This is a genomic window from Streptomyces sp. NPDC030183, assembly GCF_055573455.1.
In genome coordinates, this window is record NZ_JBVIBK010000003.1 from 165705 (window position 1) to 180535 (window position 14831).

A 14831-nucleotide genomic window follows, 5' to 3' on the forward strand; every position below is an offset into this window, starting at 1 on the left:
CCGGCCCCCGGGCCCTGAGATGCCGCCCATACGGCACGCCGCGACGGTGGAGAACCCAGGTCAGTCGTCATGTCGTCGCGTCCTGCCTTTGGACCACCGCACATCGAGCTGTGCGGGCCGGACTTGAACCGGCATTTCGACGTCCCGGGGCCTGGGTCCGGTCGTTGCGGCGATCGGCGGCGAATACTGAGTCTGGAGCAATAGTCTGAGATTGAGCACGGCCCGTCCCTGAGATCTTTGGCGGGTACGGACCGCTCCTTCACGACAAGCCTCAGCTTCAGCTTGCGCTCCTCGCGCACCCCGCCCGAAACATCGGGCGGGGAGTCTGTGAGGCTACCCGAACAGGTAGCCGAACACCGCGTCACCGACCCGCTGGTCGACGACGTCCACGCCGTTCGCTTCCTCCCTCGCGAACTTCACGGCCTGCTGCACCTTCTCGACCCGGTCGAGGATCTCCCGGACCCGGCGGGCGGGGAGGGCGCCGGAGAACTTCACGGTGGTCCAGTAGCCGACCGGTATGTCCTCGTAGTACACCTCGACCTGCGCGGGGTGCTTGTCGGTCGCCTCGGCCTTCACATGGTTGCGGGGAACCTTCTTGGTCCGCACCGTCCGCACGGGCTCGGTCTTCCAGGCGTCGGTCGAGGGGTCCTGCACCCACGCCTCGGAGGCGTCGAGCACGGGCAGCTTCCGCACGAGCGCGTTGATCTCGCCGAGTTGCTTCTCCAGGAAGAGCAGATAGGCCACCGGCACGTCGGCGACGAGCACCCGCCCGTCGACCGTCACGTCCGCCCTCGCCGTGCAGTTGGCCCAGTCCTTCGTGGCGGTCACATCGAACAGCCGCGTGAGGATCGCGGCCGTCTCCCGCAGCACGTCCTCCGCCCGCACCTGCACCCGGGTCGACTCGGGCGGCAACTGCTCACCCTCCTCGTCCTTCGGCTGATACGTACGCGCGATGCCGGCCAGCAGGGCAGGCTTCTGCAGCCCGTGATGAGCGGCCGTCAGGTCCTGCTGGGACTTGGACTTGACGCCCTTCTCGACTGCGATGATCTGATTGAGTTTCGCCACGCCTGGAAGGTAGCAGCCGGGCACGGGCTTCTTCGAAGGGATATTCCTCCCCGGGGCTACCGTCTCTCCTGCCTCACGCTTCCCACAGGTTGCGGTGGCGGTGCCGGGTCGGGGGATGGTCGAGGGCTTCGGCCGCGGCGACGAGGCCGCCGGGCGGGGCTGCGCGCAGGTGTGTGCGGGCCGTGGTGCGGAAGGCGCGCAGGGCGGCCCGGGCCTGGGATTCGTAGGGGTTCCAGAAGTCTTGGTTCACGGCCCGGGCGTACCGGTAGGACGTGAACGTACGAACGACGCGGGTCGGCCGGGGGCGGCGTCCCTCCCGGCGCGCACGCCTCAGTTCGGCCCCGCTGTAGCGGAGCCCGGTGAGGGTGTGCGCGGTCCACGGGCCCGGCAGCCCGGCCGCCCAGTATGCCGGGATCCTCCGGTGCCGGCTGCGGATGTGGTGCACGGTGCGTGACATGGCTGACCTCCTGGGGCTCGCCGGAATCTCCGGCTCGGGCCCGCTACGAGTCGGCCGCCGTGAAGCGTCCCAAGGGCTTCGCGCGCATGCGTACACACATGGACGGAGCATGGGGTGCCGGACGTCGGGATGTCGAGCGATTATCGACAGGGGTCCGGCACTCGGCGGCAGGCCGGGAAGGGGGCACGGCACGGTCAACGGCCGGGAATTCCAGATGCGTTCGCGTCCCGTACTTCGCATCATCGACAGGTTGCCCCAGCACTCCCGACCAACGCACCGGAGCCTTTCATGATCAAGCGCGTCACCGTCCCCGGCCTCTTCCCGCCGCCGGTCTACTCGCACGCCTCCGTCGTCGAGGCCGGGACGCGGCTCGCGTTCCTCGCCGGCTCCGTTCCCCTGGATGCCGACGGGAAGCTGGTCGGCGAAGGTGACCCCGTACGGCAGGCCGAGCGGGTGCTGGCGAATCTCGGGGAGCAACTGCGCGCGGTGGGCAGCGACTTCGCCCATGTCATCGCGACCGACGTCTACGTGGTGAGCAGCGAGCCCCAGGTCCTCTCCTCGGTCTGGGACGTCGTCGAGGCATCCGGGCTCAGCACCGGCCCTCACTCGTCGACCCTCCTCGGCGTGGCCTGCCTCGGCTACCCGGGCCAGTTGGTGGAGATCACGGCGACCGCGGTGGTACCGGAGCCGTAACGGGCGCGGGGAGGCGACGGCACGGCAGGCCGCCCATCACCTCATTGCACCGCGCCTCCCCGCCCCCTCCCCCACGCCCGCCGCTTCCGCAGCGGCTTCGCATACGCCCCCGCCCGGCTGGTCTCCAGCCCCAGCCCCACCAACGCCTCCGCCAGCTTCACGGCCGCCCCCACTCCGTCCACCACGGGAACCCCCACCTTCTCCCCCACCACCCGCTGCAACCCGGTCATCCCGGCGCACCCCAGCACCAGCACCTCCGCGCCGGCCTCCCGGACCCGCCGCGCCGCGCTGACGAAGGCCCGTACCGTGCGGTCGGTGTCGTCCAGGTCGAGGACGCCCAGCCCGGTCCCGACCACCCCCGCGCAGTTCCGCGCCACCCCGGCCGTCTCCAGGCTGTCCTCGATCTGCCCGCACGACCGTTCCAGCGTGGTGACCACCCCGTAGCGCCGCCCCAGCAGACACGCGAGGTGCGCGGCGGCCTCGGTGATGTCGACGACGGGGACGTCCAGCAGTTCCCGCGCCCCTTCCCGCCCGTGTTCACCGAACCCGGCCATGACCACGGCGTCGTACGGCTCGTCGTACGTCCGCAGGGTGTCGAGCACGGCCGCCGCCGACAGATAGCTGTCGAGCCAGCCCTCCGCGGACTCGGGCCCCCACGCCGGGGTCAGCCCGGTCACGGTGGTGCCCGGGCCTGCGGCGGCCCGGGCACCTCGCACGATCTCCTCGGTCATCTCCTGCGTGGTGTTGCAGTTGGTGACGACGATCCGCACGTTTCTCAGACCTCCACGGCGACGGTCGGCCCGGCCTCGGCGGCCCCCTGCGCGGCACGCTCGTCGCGGCACAGCACCGCGTACAGCCCGGCGGCCAGCGCCGTTCCGATGAACCACGAGTACGGGGCGACCGCGCCGAAGTCCTTCACCAGCGCGAGGACGGCGGAGACGGCGGCCGCGGGGAGGAACGCCCACAGGGCCTTGGGGTTGACGCCCTTGCGGTAGTAGTAGCGGGAGCCGGGCCGCGCGTTGAACAGTTCGTCGACGTCGACGCGTCCCCGCTTGATCCAGAAGTAGTCGAGCATGATCACACCGAACAGCGGGCCGAGGAACGCACCGAGGCCGCCGAGGAAGTAGTTGACGACGGTCGGGTTGGAGAACAGGTTCCACGGGGTCACGACCAGGGCCGCGACCGTGCTGATCATGCCGCCGACCTTGAAGCTGATCTTCTGCGGCCAGACGTTGGCGAGGTCGTACGCCGGGGAGACGAAGTTCGCGACGATGTTGACGCCCATGGTGGCGACGGCGAAGGTCAGGGCGCCCAGCACCAGGATCCAGGTGTTGCCGATCTCCGCGACGAGGTACGCGGGGTCGGTGATCGCCTTGCCGAACACCTCGATGGAGCCGGCGGTGACGATGACCGACACCACCACGAAGGCGGTGGAGTTGATCGGCAGTCCCCAGAAGTTGCCGCGTTTGACGGTCCGGTAGTCGGGGGCGAAGCGCGAGAAGTCGCAGAAGTTGAGCATCAGGGTGCCGTAGGTGGCGAGGACCAGTCCGATCGCGCCGAACCACTGCCGCCACTGCTCACCGACGGAGACCGGGTGCGGGGTCGAGGTGAGGGAGATGGTCCAGCCGGCCTTGGCGAGGACCCACACCGCGAGCGCGATCATGACCAGCCAGATCGCGGGGCCGCAGAAGTCCTGGAACTTCCGCACGGACTCCATGCCCTGGCTGATGATCACGGCCTGGATGAGCCAGAGGGCGACGAAGGTGACCCAGCCGAGCTGGTGCAGTCCGAGGAAGGAACTGTGGGTCCAGGACTCCAGGCCGGGCCAGGCGGCCAACAGCATGATGTTGACGGCGACCGACGCCAGGTAGGTCTGGATGCCGTACCACATGATGGCGATCACGGCCCGGATGACGGCCGGGATGTTGGCGCCCCAGACACCGAAGCTGATGCGGCTGACGACGGGGAACGGCACACCGTGGCGCTGGCCGATCCTCCCCATCCAGTTCATGCCGATGTAGACGATCACGAAGCCGACGAGCAGCGACGTGAAGACCTGCCAGACGTTCATGCCGAGGACGAACAGTCCGGCGGCGAAGGTGTAGTTGCCGAGGTTGTGGACGTCGGACATCCACAGGGCGAAGAGGTCGAAGACCTTCCAGGTGCGCTTGCCGGTGGGGGCGAGATCTTCGTTGGTCAGTCGGGGGTCGGGCACGAACGCGGGGGTGCCGGTTGCTTCGGCCGGGTCGGCGAGGGACACGGGGCCTCCGGGAGCGAGAGGAGGAGACGGGGAGGGAGCGGGCCGCGCGTGGGAGTTTTGGTATACCAAACTGCGGTCATGGTCCTCCCGTCAACCGTTCGGACCGATGTCGCTGTGGTTAACGACGCGTAAAAGACCACCGGCGTCGGCGAGGATGGCCCCATGAGCTCCCTGGCTCCTGAAGGAGCGAAGATCGAACCCCTCGGTCCTCTCGGCGCGGTCCGCGAGCGCGTTCTGGGGACCCTGCGGCAGGACATCATCGCGGGCCGGCTCCGCCCGGGCGACCGGCTGGTCGAGCGCGAGCTGGCCGATCGTTTCCGGGTCTCACGGGTCCCGGTCCGCGAGGCGATCCGCGCGCTGGTCGCCGAGGGCTTCGTCCTCTTCGAGACCCCGCGCCGCACGGTGGTCCGCCGTCTCACCCGGGCGGACGTCGCGGAACTCTTCGAACTGCGGGAGGCGTTGGAGGTGTACGCCGCCGGGCTCGCCGCCACCCGCGCCACCCCGGAGAGCCTGGCGGAGCTGTCGGCCCTGCTCGACCGGGCGGCGGCCGCGACCAGCGCCGGTGACGCCGAGGCGATCACCGACATCAACACGCGCTTCCACGACCGTGTGCTCGCCATGGCCGGCAACAGCCTGCTCATCTCCGTCATGGAGCCGGTCGACGGCCGTCTGCGCTGGCTCACCCGCCGGAACACGGAGTGGCCGCAACTGCTGACCGAGCACCGCGAGTTGTACGAGGCGATCGCCTCCGGCGACCCGGACCGCGCCCGAACCCACGCCCTCGCCCACGTCCGGACCAACTACCGCTCCACCGTCCGACACCTCTTCGACGAGGACGAGACGGGGGACGGCGGCGAGGGCGACCGCGGGCAGACGGGCGGAGGCGACGGCGACTCGGCAGCCGCGGAGCGCAGGGGCCAGGGCTAGGGAAACGGGTCGCGGGCCCCTCCCCCTCCGCCCCTTCGACGTCGTCGTCTCACCCCTTGGCGTACTTGTCCGTCGCCTCCACCAGCGCCTGTGTCATGTCCGGCGCGCCCGCGTCGTGGCCCACGTCGTCCACGTGAACCAACTCGCTGCCCGGCCAGGCATGGTGGAGGCGCCAGACGATGCCGAGGAGGTTGCCGGGGTCGAGGCTGCCCTGCACGAGGGTGCCGGGGACGCCCTTGAGCAGCCCGGCATCGCGCAGCACCACACCGTCGTCTCCGCCGCGCCGGCCGAGGAAGTGGCCGTTGCCCCAGTAGTGGGTGACGGTGCGGGCGAAGCCGTAGCGGAACACGGGGTCCTCGTAGCGCGGTACGGAGCGGGGCGGCTCCGCCGCGATCGCGGTCTCCCAGTCGGTCCAGGCCCGCGCCGCCCGCGCCCGCACCTCCGCGTCGGGCGACTCCAGCAGCCGGTTGTACGCGGCGGCGAGGTTGCCCTGCCGCTCACCCTCGGGCACCTCCGCCAGGAACCGCTCGAACGCCTCCGGGAAGAACCGTCCGAGCCCCCGGGTCAGCAGGGCGACCTCGGCGTCGGAACCCGAGGCGACCCCCGTCAGCACCAGCTCCGACACCACACCCGAATGCGTCTGCGCATAGCGCAGCCCGAGCACCGACCCCCACGACACACCCCACACCAACCAGCGCCCGATCCCGAGGTGCTGCCGCAACCGCTCCAGATCGGCGAGGAGATGAGACGTCGTGTTGACCCTCATGTCCGTCTCGTACGCGCTCGCCGGCGGTGTGGACCGCCCACAGCCGCGCTGGTCCAGCAGCACGATCCGGTATGCGACGGGGTCGAACAGTCGCCGGAACCAGGGGCCGGCATGGGATCCGGGCCCGCCGTGCAGCACCAGCGCGGGTTTGCCCCGCGGGTTCCCGCAGACCTCCCAGTAGAGGCGGTTGCCGTCACCGACGTCGAGCATGCCGTGGTCGTACGGTTCGATCTCGGGATAGAGAGGCATTGCGCGACCCTAGACGGCGTACGACAGCATTGGCAGCCGCTTTTCCGGCGCCCCGGAGCGGGGCCCGGTCAAACCCCGTGGGCCGCTCACGCCCCTACGAGGTGACGCTCAGCCCGGCCGCTCCGGCCGCCGTGCGCAGGACGTCCCGGAGCATGTCCGGGGTCAGCCGGCCGGTGAACGTGTTGCGCTGGCTGACATGGAAGCAGCCGAAGAGGTCCAGCCCGTCGAGCGGCACACGGGTGCCATGGCCGAAGACCGGTCGCGGCCGGGGTATCCGCCAGCCGGCCTCCGCGAGCGCGGGCAGCGCGGCCTGCCAGCCGAAGGCACCGAGAACGAGCACCGCCCGCAGCGACGGCCGCAGCAGCTCCAGCTCACTGACCAGCCATGGGCGGCAGGTGTCGCGTTCCTCGGGGGTCGGCTTGTTGGCGGGCGGCGCGCAGTGCACCGGTGAGGTGATCCGTACACCGTGGAGTTCCAGGCCGTCGTCGACGCCGACCGCGGTGCCGTGTGAGGCGAGGCCCACGTCGTGCAGCGCCGCGTACAGCACGTCGCCCGAGCGGTCGCCGGTGAACATCCGCCCGGTGCGGTTCGCCCCGTGCGCGGCGGGGGCGAGCCCGACGATCAGCAGCGCCGCGTCGGGCGGCCCGAAACCGGGCACCGGCCGGCCCCAGTACTCCTGGTCGGCGAAGGCCGCCCGCTTGGTCCGCGCGACCTCCTCCCGCCACGCGACCAGCCGAGGACAGGCGCGGCACCCGGTGATGCGGGCGTCGAGCGCGTCCAGACCACTCCCACCACCGACCCCGGCGCCCGTGCCGTCCCCGTGCCGGCAGTCCTCGTGCAGATCGTCGCCGTAGCCCTCGCCATCGCTGTCGCCGCTGCGCATGTCTCCACGGTACGGCCGGTGATCTCGTCCCCCGCCCGCACCGGGAGCTAAGGTCGACGCATGGCTTCTGAAGGTACGGGCGAGCGGACGGACGGCCCGGTCACCACGCGCCGGGAACCCGGTGCCGCGGCGGCCGCCGCCGAGGCCGCGCGGCCCACGAACGGCGAGACCGTCCGCATCGACAGCTGGATCTGGTCCGTCCGCCTGGTCAAGACCCGCTCCATGGGGGCGACGGCCTGCCGTGGCGGACACGTCCGCGTCAACGGCGAACGGGTCAAGCCGGCGTACGCCGTGCGCGTCGGCGACGAGGTGCGGCTCCGCCAGGCCGGCGGACATGAGCGGATCGTCGTGGTCAAGCGTCTGATCCGTAAGCGGGTCGGCGCGCCCGTCGCCGCCGAGTGCTACGTCGACAACTCTCCGCCGCCCCCGCCTCGTGAGGCGATCGCCCCCGCCGGGATCCGCGACCGGGGAGCCGGTCGCCCCACCAAGCGCGACCGCCGGGAACTCGAACGTCTCCGCGGCCTCACCGACTCCGCGAACGCCGCCCGCGCCCGCCGCGAAGAGTAACGACCGACCGGGCGACCCGCCGGGCCTCGCCTCGCCGTGACCTGCCTCGGCGATCACGCCGTCCGCCGCAGCAGCCGCGTCAGCCCGGCGGTGTCCTCCCGTCGCGTCCAGGCGATGACGAGCAGCGGAACCATCAGGATCAGCGGGGTCGCCGCGTACTCCCCGTCGAAGACGGCGAGCTGCGTGATGAACGCCCCCACCATCAGCGCGCTCAGCGACACCCCCGCGACCGAGGCCAGGGCGGGGATGACCAGCCCGATGGCACCCGCCAGTTCGAGCGCGCCGATGGTGTACATCCCCGGGCTGCCCCAGCCGAGCGTCTCGAAGGACTCGGCGGCCGACGGGTGCGCGATCAGCTTGGGCAGCGCGCTCGCGCCGGCGAAGAACAGCGCGAGCACGATCTGCAGCGCGCCCAGCGAGATCCGCGCACGTCGGCTGCGCGCCCTGCCTTTCGCAGGGGAAACGGAGCCGGAACCGGAACCGTGAGCGGAGGCCGTGGCCTCGGCGCCGTCCCGGGAAGCGGAGGCCGGGAGCGTGGTGACGGTGGCGGCTCGGGCGGCGGGAGCGGTGGTGTCGGACATGAGGTCTCCTGTGGGAAGCGGTGCGACGTGCTTGTCACAGAGACAGACCGGCCCACTCCCCGGAACTCATCGGTCCCCGCCGGACTTCCGCGCCCAACCGTCGCCCGCCCTCACCCCACCGGCACCGCCCGCACCCATGTCCGGTCCTCGGTCAGATACGCGTCCACCTTCAGCCCCGACTCCCGCAGTGCCTCCTCGAACTGGTCCTTCGTCATCGGCCGCACCCGGAACGTCTGGGTCCACTCGCCGTCCGGGAAGTGGTACTCCGCGTGCACCGAGCGGACCCCCTCCCCGATCGGCTCGTTCGACGCGATACGGACCGTGAAGCCACGGGGGTCGACGCGCTCCCGGGGCACATTCGTGTGGTAGTCCTCCCCCTCGCGCTGGATCAGCACGATGCCGTCGTCCGCGACGTGCCGCAGACAGGTGGCGAGCAGCCCGCGCCGCTGCTCGGGGTCCCCGGTGTGGACGAGGAACGACGCGAGCAGCACCACGTCGAACTTCTCGCCCAGATCCAGTTCCTCGATGGGGCTGCATATCGTCCGCGCCCCGCGCACCCGCTCCAGCATCTCCGCCGACTCGTCCACCGCCGTGACCGTGAAACCCCGTTCGATCAGCGGGTGGGTCATCCGCCCCACACCGCTGCCCAGTTCGAGAATGCGGGCGCCCTCAGGTGCCGCGGCGGCGATCACCTCCGGCTCGTCCCCCACCGGCAGGCGCGAGTACACCTCGACCGCGCAGCCGTCCGGGGTGATCGCACCCGGTCCCGTCCCCTGAAATCCCTCACGCCTCCGCATGCCCATACCCGTCCAACGGCCGGGCGGGCACGGGCCGTTCCCCTCCTCCACCACTCGATTCATTCACCACTCGATGGAGTGAACCCGAACCAGCCGTGCCCGCTGTACCAGTGGCCCCCGGCCCGCAGGTGGTCACCGACCGCCCGTTCGAGACGTGTGCGGCGCGGCAGGGTCTCCACCGGCAGGTCCGGGTCGCCGAACACGAAGCGCAGGGGCAGTTCGTCCTCCGGTTCGCTGTTCCCGCAGGTGATGTGGAACCGTTCCTGGAAGCGGACGATGTTGGAGTCCGCCGGAAGATACCGCTTCAGCTGGGGATCGAGCAGCCACGAGTGGCAGCAGGCCGCCGTGTACGGCTCCGTCGGGAAGTGCCTCGGGAAGAACTCCGCGGCGAGCGCGAGCGACCGGTCGCACGCCTCCGGCGTCAGCGGACCCGCGTAGTCGGGTATGTGCAGGTCGAGACAGTGTTCCCCCGGCCGCAGCGGCAGGCCGGCCGCCGCGAGCGCGACACCCTCCCGGCCACCCAGCCGTGCCCGCTGGAACTGCAGCCGCCCGAGCTGGAACAGCTCCCCGTGGAAGTGCAGCGCGAACCAGCCGGGCGCCACGAGCCCGCCCACCCCGTACCTCCGGCGGTGCAGCACGAGACCGCGGCCCAGGTCGGCGAGGGTGCGCCGGGAGATGTCCTCGGGGATGCCGCGCTCACGGTGGTACGCGCGCACGTACGGCAGGGCGGCGACGAGGACGTACACGGGGAAGTAGCGGCCCAGCGGACCGGACTCCAGGGGGAACGGCCGCAGTCTCAGCCCTTTGCCGATCCTGCCCATGTCCCGTACGAGGCCCCGTACGCACCGTCCGAGAAGGGCGGTCGCCTGCTCGTCCTCCGCCAGCGTCCGGCGCAGCGCGACCAGGTCGTTGACGTCCTCGTACGGCACGGCCAGGTCCAGCAGGACATCGGGGAGCTCCTCGGCGTCCGGCAGCCGGACCTGAGGCGCGGCCGGCGCCTCCTCCTCGTCGTCCTCCTCCAGCTCCTTCAGCCACTCGGCGAGCCTCTCGTCCGCCCGCAACGCGTCCCACAGCACCATCGGCCTCCCCCGTCACTCCACACCGTCTTCTGGAGAACGCACGGGCCGAAGAGTACGTTTCCGAGTAGGACGAACCAGACAAAGGGACGCGCTGGAAGCGAGCGGGAGCGGTGGCCCGACGCGGTGAGGAGCAGTGGCCCGGCGCGGTGAGGAACGGTGGCCCGGCGCGGTGAGGAGCAGTGGCCCGGCGCGGTGAGGAACGGTGGTCCCGATGCGTACCGGCAGTGAACCGAGGACGGCGCGCAGCCCGCTGAGGATGCGGCTCTGGCTGAGCGTGTGGGGTGTGATCTGGGCGGTCATCGGGACCGTGGCCTTCGCACTCGTCGGCCGCCCCGGCTGGGCGGCCCTGTGCGGCGCGGTGCTCCTGATCGCCGCCGTCGACGTCGCGGTGATCGTGCGCCATATGCGCCAGGGCGCGCATTACCAGCCGGGCCGTGACATCCCGCCGTACCAGCCGCCGGACCCGCGCCACCCCTAGGTCGGGGTGTCGGCGGCCGTCAGGAGTCGAACCGCGCCGCTTCCAGGTACTGCGGGTTCGGGTCGAGCGCCGCGGCCAGCCGGAAGTGGCGTTTGGCCTGGTCGGGGCGGGCCTGCCGCTGGTAGGTGCGGGCGAGCGCGTAGTGCGCGTAGGCGTTGTCCGGCTCGCGCTCCAGGACGATCGTGAACTCCAGTTCGGCCGGCCGTAGTTGCGCGGCGGCGAAGAAGGCACGGGCGCGCAGCAGACGGGCCGCCGTGTTCTCGGGGTGTTCGGCGATGACCCGGTCGAGCAGCTTGACCGCGCCCTGCGGGTCGTTCGCGGTGAGGAGCCGCTCGGCCGCGCGGAAGTCGATGACGTGCGTCTCCGGGGTACGTCCGGTGGAACCGCTGGTCTCGGGCACGGCTGAGTCCTTCCCTTGCTGGGACGGTTCAACGCCCCCCGGGGGCGCGCTATTCCTGTGCGTGTTCGGACCCCGCCCGGGGCTGGTGTGCCCTGCGCTCCAGGTCGGCCCAGACGTCCCGGACGCGTCGCCGCAGGTCCTCCAGGGGGACGTCGTTGTCGATGACGATGTCGGCGATCTCCAGCCGCTGCTCCCGTGTGGCCTGCGCGGCCATCCGCGCGCGGGCGTCCTCCTCGGTCATGCCGCGCAGCCGGACGAGGCGGTCGAGCTGGGTCCCGGGGGGCGCGTCCACGACGATCACCAGGTCGTACAGCGGGGCGAGGCCGTTCTCGGTGAGGAGAGGGACGTCGTGGACGACGACCGCGTCCGGTGCGGCGGCGTTCTCCAGTTCCCGGGAGCGGGCGCCGACGAGGGGGTGCACGATCGCGTTGAGCGTGGCGAGCCTGTCCGGGTCGGTGAACACCAGGGAGCCCAGCTTGGGGCGGTCCAGACTGCCGTCCGGCGCGAGCACGTCCTCCCCGAAGGCGTCCACGACCGCCGCGAGCCCGGGTGTGCCGGGCGCGACGACCTCTCGGGCGATGCGGTCCGCGTCGATCAGCACGGCCCCGTGCTCCACGAGCAGCCGGGACACCTCGCTCTTGCCGGCGCCGATACCGCCGGTCAGGCCCACTTTCAGCATGCCCGGCAGCTTAGGGGGTGGGCGAAAGCCCCGCACGGGGCGGTGGGAGGCCCGGTCCGCGCGGGCCTCCCACCGCTGGTGGAGAGGGGGAGTACGAGGGGCGCGCCCCCGAAGGTGTCAGCCCTCGCCCTCCCGCTCCGCGAGGAACTTCTCGAATTCGAGGCCGATCTCGTCGGCCGAGGGGATGTCGACGGGCTCGGCGAGCATGTTGCCCCGGGTCTCGGCACCCGCGGCGGCGTCGTACTGGTGCTCAAGGCCCTGCACGAGGGCGACCAGCTCGTCGTCGCCCTCGCGGATCTGCCGGTCGATCTCCGTCTGCGTGCGGTGCGCCTCGTTGCGCAGGACGTGCGCGACGCTCGGCAGGACCAGGCCGGTGGCGGAGGTGACGGCCTCCAGGACGGTCAGGGCGGCGTCCGGGTAGGGCGAGCGGGCGATGTAGTGCGGGACGTGCGCGGCGACGCCCAGCACGTCGTGGCCGGCCTCCATGAGGCGGTACTCCACGAGCGCCTCGGCGCTGCCGGGGACCTGGGCCTCCTCGAAGGGGCTGCGGTGTCCGGGGACCAGCTCGGCGCGGTTGCCGTGCGGGGTGAGGCCGACGGGGCGGGTGTGGGGCACTCCCATGGGGATGCCGTGGAAGTTCACCGAGAGGCGGACGCCGAGGCGTTCCACGATCTGCTGGACGGCCTTCGCGAAGCGCTCCCACTCCACGTCGGGCTCGGGACCCGACAGCAGCAGGAACGGCGCTCCGGTGGCGTCCTGGACGAGCCGCACGTCCAGGCTCGGCTCCTCGTAGTCGGTCCAGCGGTCGCGCTTGAACGTCAGCAGCGGGCGCCGCGCCCGGTAGTCCACGAGCCGGTCGTGGTCGAAGCGCGCGACGACCTGGTGGGGAAGCGAGCCGAGGAGCCGGTCGACGATCTGGTCGCCGGTCTCGCCCGCGTCGATGTACCCGTCGAAGTGGTAGAGCATGACAAGTCCCGCCGACTCCTGGGCCAGCGCCATGTCGACGACTGCCAGGCCCTTCGGCTCCCATGCGTACAAACCCTGCGGATCAAGCACTGTGACCGCTCCTCCTCGTGTTCGTACGTCCCAACGCCGTACGCGGGCCCGGCATTCCCGGGCCCGATCGAGAAGTGCGGCTCGCGCACACCGACGTGCGGTCCACCCGCGCCGGAACGCGGTGGCGCGGACACACGTCGGGCCCGCACCCCCCGGAGGGGATGCGGGCCCGACGTGTTATCGGCTATGCCTCAGCGGCGAGCGGTCAGCTCTGGCCGCCGGCCAGCTTCTCGCGCAGGGCGGCGAGAGCCTCGTCCGAGGCCAGCGCGCCGGAGTTGTCCGCACCCTCGGAGGAGTACGAACCGCCACCCGCGGCCGGAGCCGCACCGGCGGCGTCGCCACCCTCCTCGGCCGCGGCGGCGTCGGCCTCGCGGCTCTTGATGACCTGCTGCTGGTGCTGCTCGAAGCGGGTCTGCGCCTCCGCGTACTGGCGCTCCCACTCCTCGCGCTGCTTCTCGTAGCCCTCGAGCCAGTCGTTGGTCTCGGGGTCGAAGCCCTCGGGGTAGATGTAGTTGCCCTGGTCGTCGTAGGACGCGGCCATGCCGTACAGGGTCGGGTCGAACTCGACCGAGGCCGGGTCGGCACCGAAGGACTCGTTGGCCTGCTTCAGCGAGAGGCTGATGCGACGGCGCTCGAGGTCGATGTCGATGACCTTGACGAAGATCTCGTCGTTGACCTGGACGACCTGCTCCGGGATCTCCACGTGGCGCTCGGCCAGCTCGGAGATGTGGACCAGACCCTCGATGCCCTCGTCCACGCGGACGAACGCACCGAACGGAACCAGCTTCGTGACCTTGCCGGGCACGACCTGGCCGATCTGGTGGGTGCGGGCGAACTGCTGCCACGGGTCTTCCTGGGTCGCCTTCAGCGACAGGGAGACGCGCTCGCGGTCCATGTCGACGTCGAGGACCTCGACCGTGACCTCCTGGCCGACCTCGACGACCTCGGAGGGGTGGTCGATGTGCTTCCAGGACAGCTCGGAGACGTGGACCAGACCGTCGACGCCACCCAGGTCCACGAAGGCACCGAAGTTGACGATCGAGGAGACCACACCGGAGCGGACCTGACCCTTCTGGAGGGTCGTGAGGAACGTCTGGCGGACCTCGGACTGGGTCTGCTCCAGCCAGGCACGGCGGGACAGGACCACGTTGTTGCGGTTCTTGTCCAGCTCGATGATCTTGGCCTCGAGCTCCTTGCCCACGTAGGGCTGGAGGTCGCGGACGCGGCGCATCTCGACGAGAGAGGCCGGGAGGAAGCCGCGGAGGCCGATGTCGAGGATGAGACCACCCTTGACGACCTCGATGACGGTACCGGTGACGATCCCGTCCTCTTCCTTGATCTTCTCGATGGTGCCCCAGGCACGCTCGTACTGGGCGCGCTTCTTCGAGAGGATCAGGCGGCCTTCCTTGTCCTCCTTCTGGAGGACCAGGGCCTCGATCTCGTCACCGACGGCGACGACCTCGTTGGGGTCGACGTCGTGCTTGATCGAGAGCTCACGGCTCGGGATAACGCCTTCGGTCTTGTAACCGATGTCGAGCAGGACCTCGTCCCGGTCGACCTTCACGATGACGCCGTCGACGATGTCGCCGTCGTTGAAGTACTTGATCGTCTCGTCGATCGCGGCGAGGAAGGCTTCCTCGTTACCGATGTCGTTGACCGCTACCTGCGGGGTGGTGGCGGTGGTCTCGGTGCTGCTCGTCATGTGGGAAAGGGCTCCGGTACGGACATTGAAGTCGTAGGTACTGCTTACGCCGGGAGCCCGTTTCGCTCTGCAGAAGCCGGACAGCCAAGGAAGCGCCACAAAACCACTGGTGGCGCCTCGACAACCGAGGGGACATACAACAGATGCGAGCGCAGCCTGCTACGTCTGAGGTGCGCAGGCCCGCAGCGCAAC

At 70.8% G+C, this 14831-nt stretch carries 17 protein-coding genes; 4 read left to right on the forward strand and 13 right to left on the reverse strand.

Features of this window, described 5'->3' with window-relative positions:
• Window positions 1-333: 333 nt before the first annotated feature.
• A complete protein-coding gene (locus ACZ4Z2_RS05450; protein WP_468072605.1) occupies window positions 334-1065 on the reverse strand; it encodes a DUF7873 family protein in 732 nt (243 codons plus the stop codon).
• A 73-nt stretch (window positions 1066-1138) separates the two neighbouring features.
• Window positions 1139-1522, reverse strand: a complete 384-nt coding sequence (locus ACZ4Z2_RS05455; RefSeq protein ID WP_468072607.1) for a hypothetical protein — start codon at window positions 1520-1522, stop codon at window positions 1139-1141.
• Between the two features lie 288 nt (window positions 1523-1810).
• Between ACZ4Z2_RS05455 and ACZ4Z2_RS05460 the strand changes: the two genes are divergently transcribed.
• Window positions 1811-2215 carry a RidA family protein gene (locus ACZ4Z2_RS05460; RefSeq protein WP_468072609.1) on the forward strand — a complete coding sequence of 135 codons (405 nt, stop codon included), beginning with the start codon at window positions 1811-1813 and terminating at the stop codon, window positions 2213-2215.
• A gap of 41 nt (window positions 2216-2256) precedes the next feature.
• Here ACZ4Z2_RS05460 and ACZ4Z2_RS05465 read toward each other — a convergent pair whose 3' ends face one another.
• Together ACZ4Z2_RS05465 and ACZ4Z2_RS05470 are read right to left on the reverse strand one after the other, a co-directional pair.
• Window positions 2257-2985 (reverse strand): aspartate/glutamate racemase family protein, encoded by a 729-nt coding sequence (locus ACZ4Z2_RS05465; protein ID WP_468072611.1) that lies wholly within the window; start codon window positions 2983-2985, stop codon window positions 2257-2259.
• Between the two features lie 5 nt (window positions 2986-2990).
• Window positions 2991-4475 carry an NCS1 family nucleobase:cation symporter-1 gene (locus ACZ4Z2_RS05470; RefSeq protein ID WP_468072613.1) on the reverse strand — a complete coding sequence of 495 codons (1485 nt, stop codon included), beginning with the start codon at window positions 4473-4475 and terminating at the stop codon, window positions 2991-2993.
• Window positions 4476-4637: 162 nt separating this feature from the next.
• Here ACZ4Z2_RS05470 and ACZ4Z2_RS05475 point away from each other — a divergent pair, with 162 nt between their 5' ends.
• Window positions 4638-5402: a GntR family transcriptional regulator gene (locus ACZ4Z2_RS05475; protein ID WP_468072615.1), complete on the forward strand. Its 765-nt coding sequence runs from the start codon at window positions 4638-4640 to the stop codon at window positions 5400-5402.
• 49 nt (window positions 5403-5451) lie between these two features.
• Here ACZ4Z2_RS05475 and pip read toward each other — a convergent pair whose 3' ends face one another.
• Together pip and ACZ4Z2_RS05485 are read right to left on the reverse strand one after the other, a co-directional pair.
• Window positions 5452-6417, reverse strand: a complete 966-nt coding sequence (gene pip, locus ACZ4Z2_RS05480) for a prolyl aminopeptidase (RefSeq protein ID WP_468072617.1) — start codon at window positions 6415-6417, stop codon at window positions 5452-5454.
• 94 nt (window positions 6418-6511) lie between these two features.
• A complete protein-coding gene (locus tag ACZ4Z2_RS05485; protein WP_468072619.1) occupies window positions 6512-7300 on the reverse strand; it encodes a uracil-DNA glycosylase in 789 nt (262 codons plus the stop codon).
• A 60-nt stretch (window positions 7301-7360) separates the two neighbouring features.
• Here ACZ4Z2_RS05485 and ACZ4Z2_RS05490 point away from each other — a divergent pair, with 60 nt between their 5' ends.
• Window positions 7361-7867: an RNA-binding S4 domain-containing protein gene (locus ACZ4Z2_RS05490; protein ID WP_468072621.1), complete on the forward strand. Its 507-nt coding sequence runs from the start codon at window positions 7361-7363 to the stop codon at window positions 7865-7867.
• A gap of 53 nt (window positions 7868-7920) precedes the next feature.
• Here ACZ4Z2_RS05490 and ACZ4Z2_RS05495 read toward each other — a convergent pair whose 3' ends face one another.
• From ACZ4Z2_RS05495 to ACZ4Z2_RS05505, 3 genes are all read right to left on the reverse strand, one after another.
• Window positions 7921-8448 carry a DoxX family protein gene (locus ACZ4Z2_RS05495; protein ID WP_468072623.1) on the reverse strand — a complete coding sequence of 176 codons (528 nt, stop codon included), beginning with the start codon at window positions 8446-8448 and terminating at the stop codon, window positions 7921-7923.
• A gap of 110 nt (window positions 8449-8558) precedes the next feature.
• Window positions 8559-9251, reverse strand: coding sequence for a class I SAM-dependent methyltransferase (locus tag ACZ4Z2_RS05500; protein ID WP_468072625.1), 693 nt, complete (start codon window positions 9249-9251; stop codon window positions 8559-8561).
• A gap of 53 nt (window positions 9252-9304) precedes the next feature.
• The gene (locus ACZ4Z2_RS05505; RefSeq protein ID WP_468072888.1) at window positions 9305-10321 is read right to left on the reverse strand and encodes an acyltransferase domain-containing protein; all 1017 of its coding nucleotides are present in this window, start codon (window positions 10319-10321) and stop codon (window positions 9305-9307) included.
• 214 nt (window positions 10322-10535) lie between these two features.
• On the opposite strand from ACZ4Z2_RS05505, the gene ACZ4Z2_RS05510 reads away from it, so the two are divergent.
• Window positions 10536-10802: a DUF6343 family protein gene (locus tag ACZ4Z2_RS05510; RefSeq protein WP_468072627.1), complete on the forward strand. Its 267-nt coding sequence runs from the start codon at window positions 10536-10538 to the stop codon at window positions 10800-10802.
• Between the two features lie 19 nt (window positions 10803-10821).
• Here the strand turns inward: ACZ4Z2_RS05510 and ACZ4Z2_RS05515 are convergent, their stop codons facing one another.
• The 4 genes from ACZ4Z2_RS05515 to rpsA all read right to left on the reverse strand — a co-directional run bounded on the left by ACZ4Z2_RS05515 (window position 10822) and on the right by rpsA (window position 14639).
• The gene (locus ACZ4Z2_RS05515; RefSeq protein WP_055539514.1) at window positions 10822-11202 is read right to left on the reverse strand and encodes a tetratricopeptide repeat protein; all 381 of its coding nucleotides are present in this window, start codon (window positions 11200-11202) and stop codon (window positions 10822-10824) included.
• Between the two features lie 49 nt (window positions 11203-11251).
• Window positions 11252-11881, reverse strand: a complete 630-nt coding sequence (coaE, locus tag ACZ4Z2_RS05520) for a dephospho-CoA kinase (RefSeq protein WP_468072629.1) — start codon at window positions 11879-11881, stop codon at window positions 11252-11254.
• Between the two features lie 117 nt (window positions 11882-11998).
• Window positions 11999-12937, reverse strand: a complete 939-nt coding sequence (locus ACZ4Z2_RS05525; protein WP_468072631.1) for a PAC2 family protein — start codon at window positions 12935-12937, stop codon at window positions 11999-12001.
• 205 nt (window positions 12938-13142) lie between these two features.
• Window positions 13143-14639, reverse strand: coding sequence for a 30S ribosomal protein S1 (gene rpsA, locus ACZ4Z2_RS05530; protein ID WP_468072633.1), 1497 nt, complete (start codon window positions 14637-14639; stop codon window positions 13143-13145).
• Between the last annotated feature and the right edge of the window lie 192 nt (window positions 14640-14831).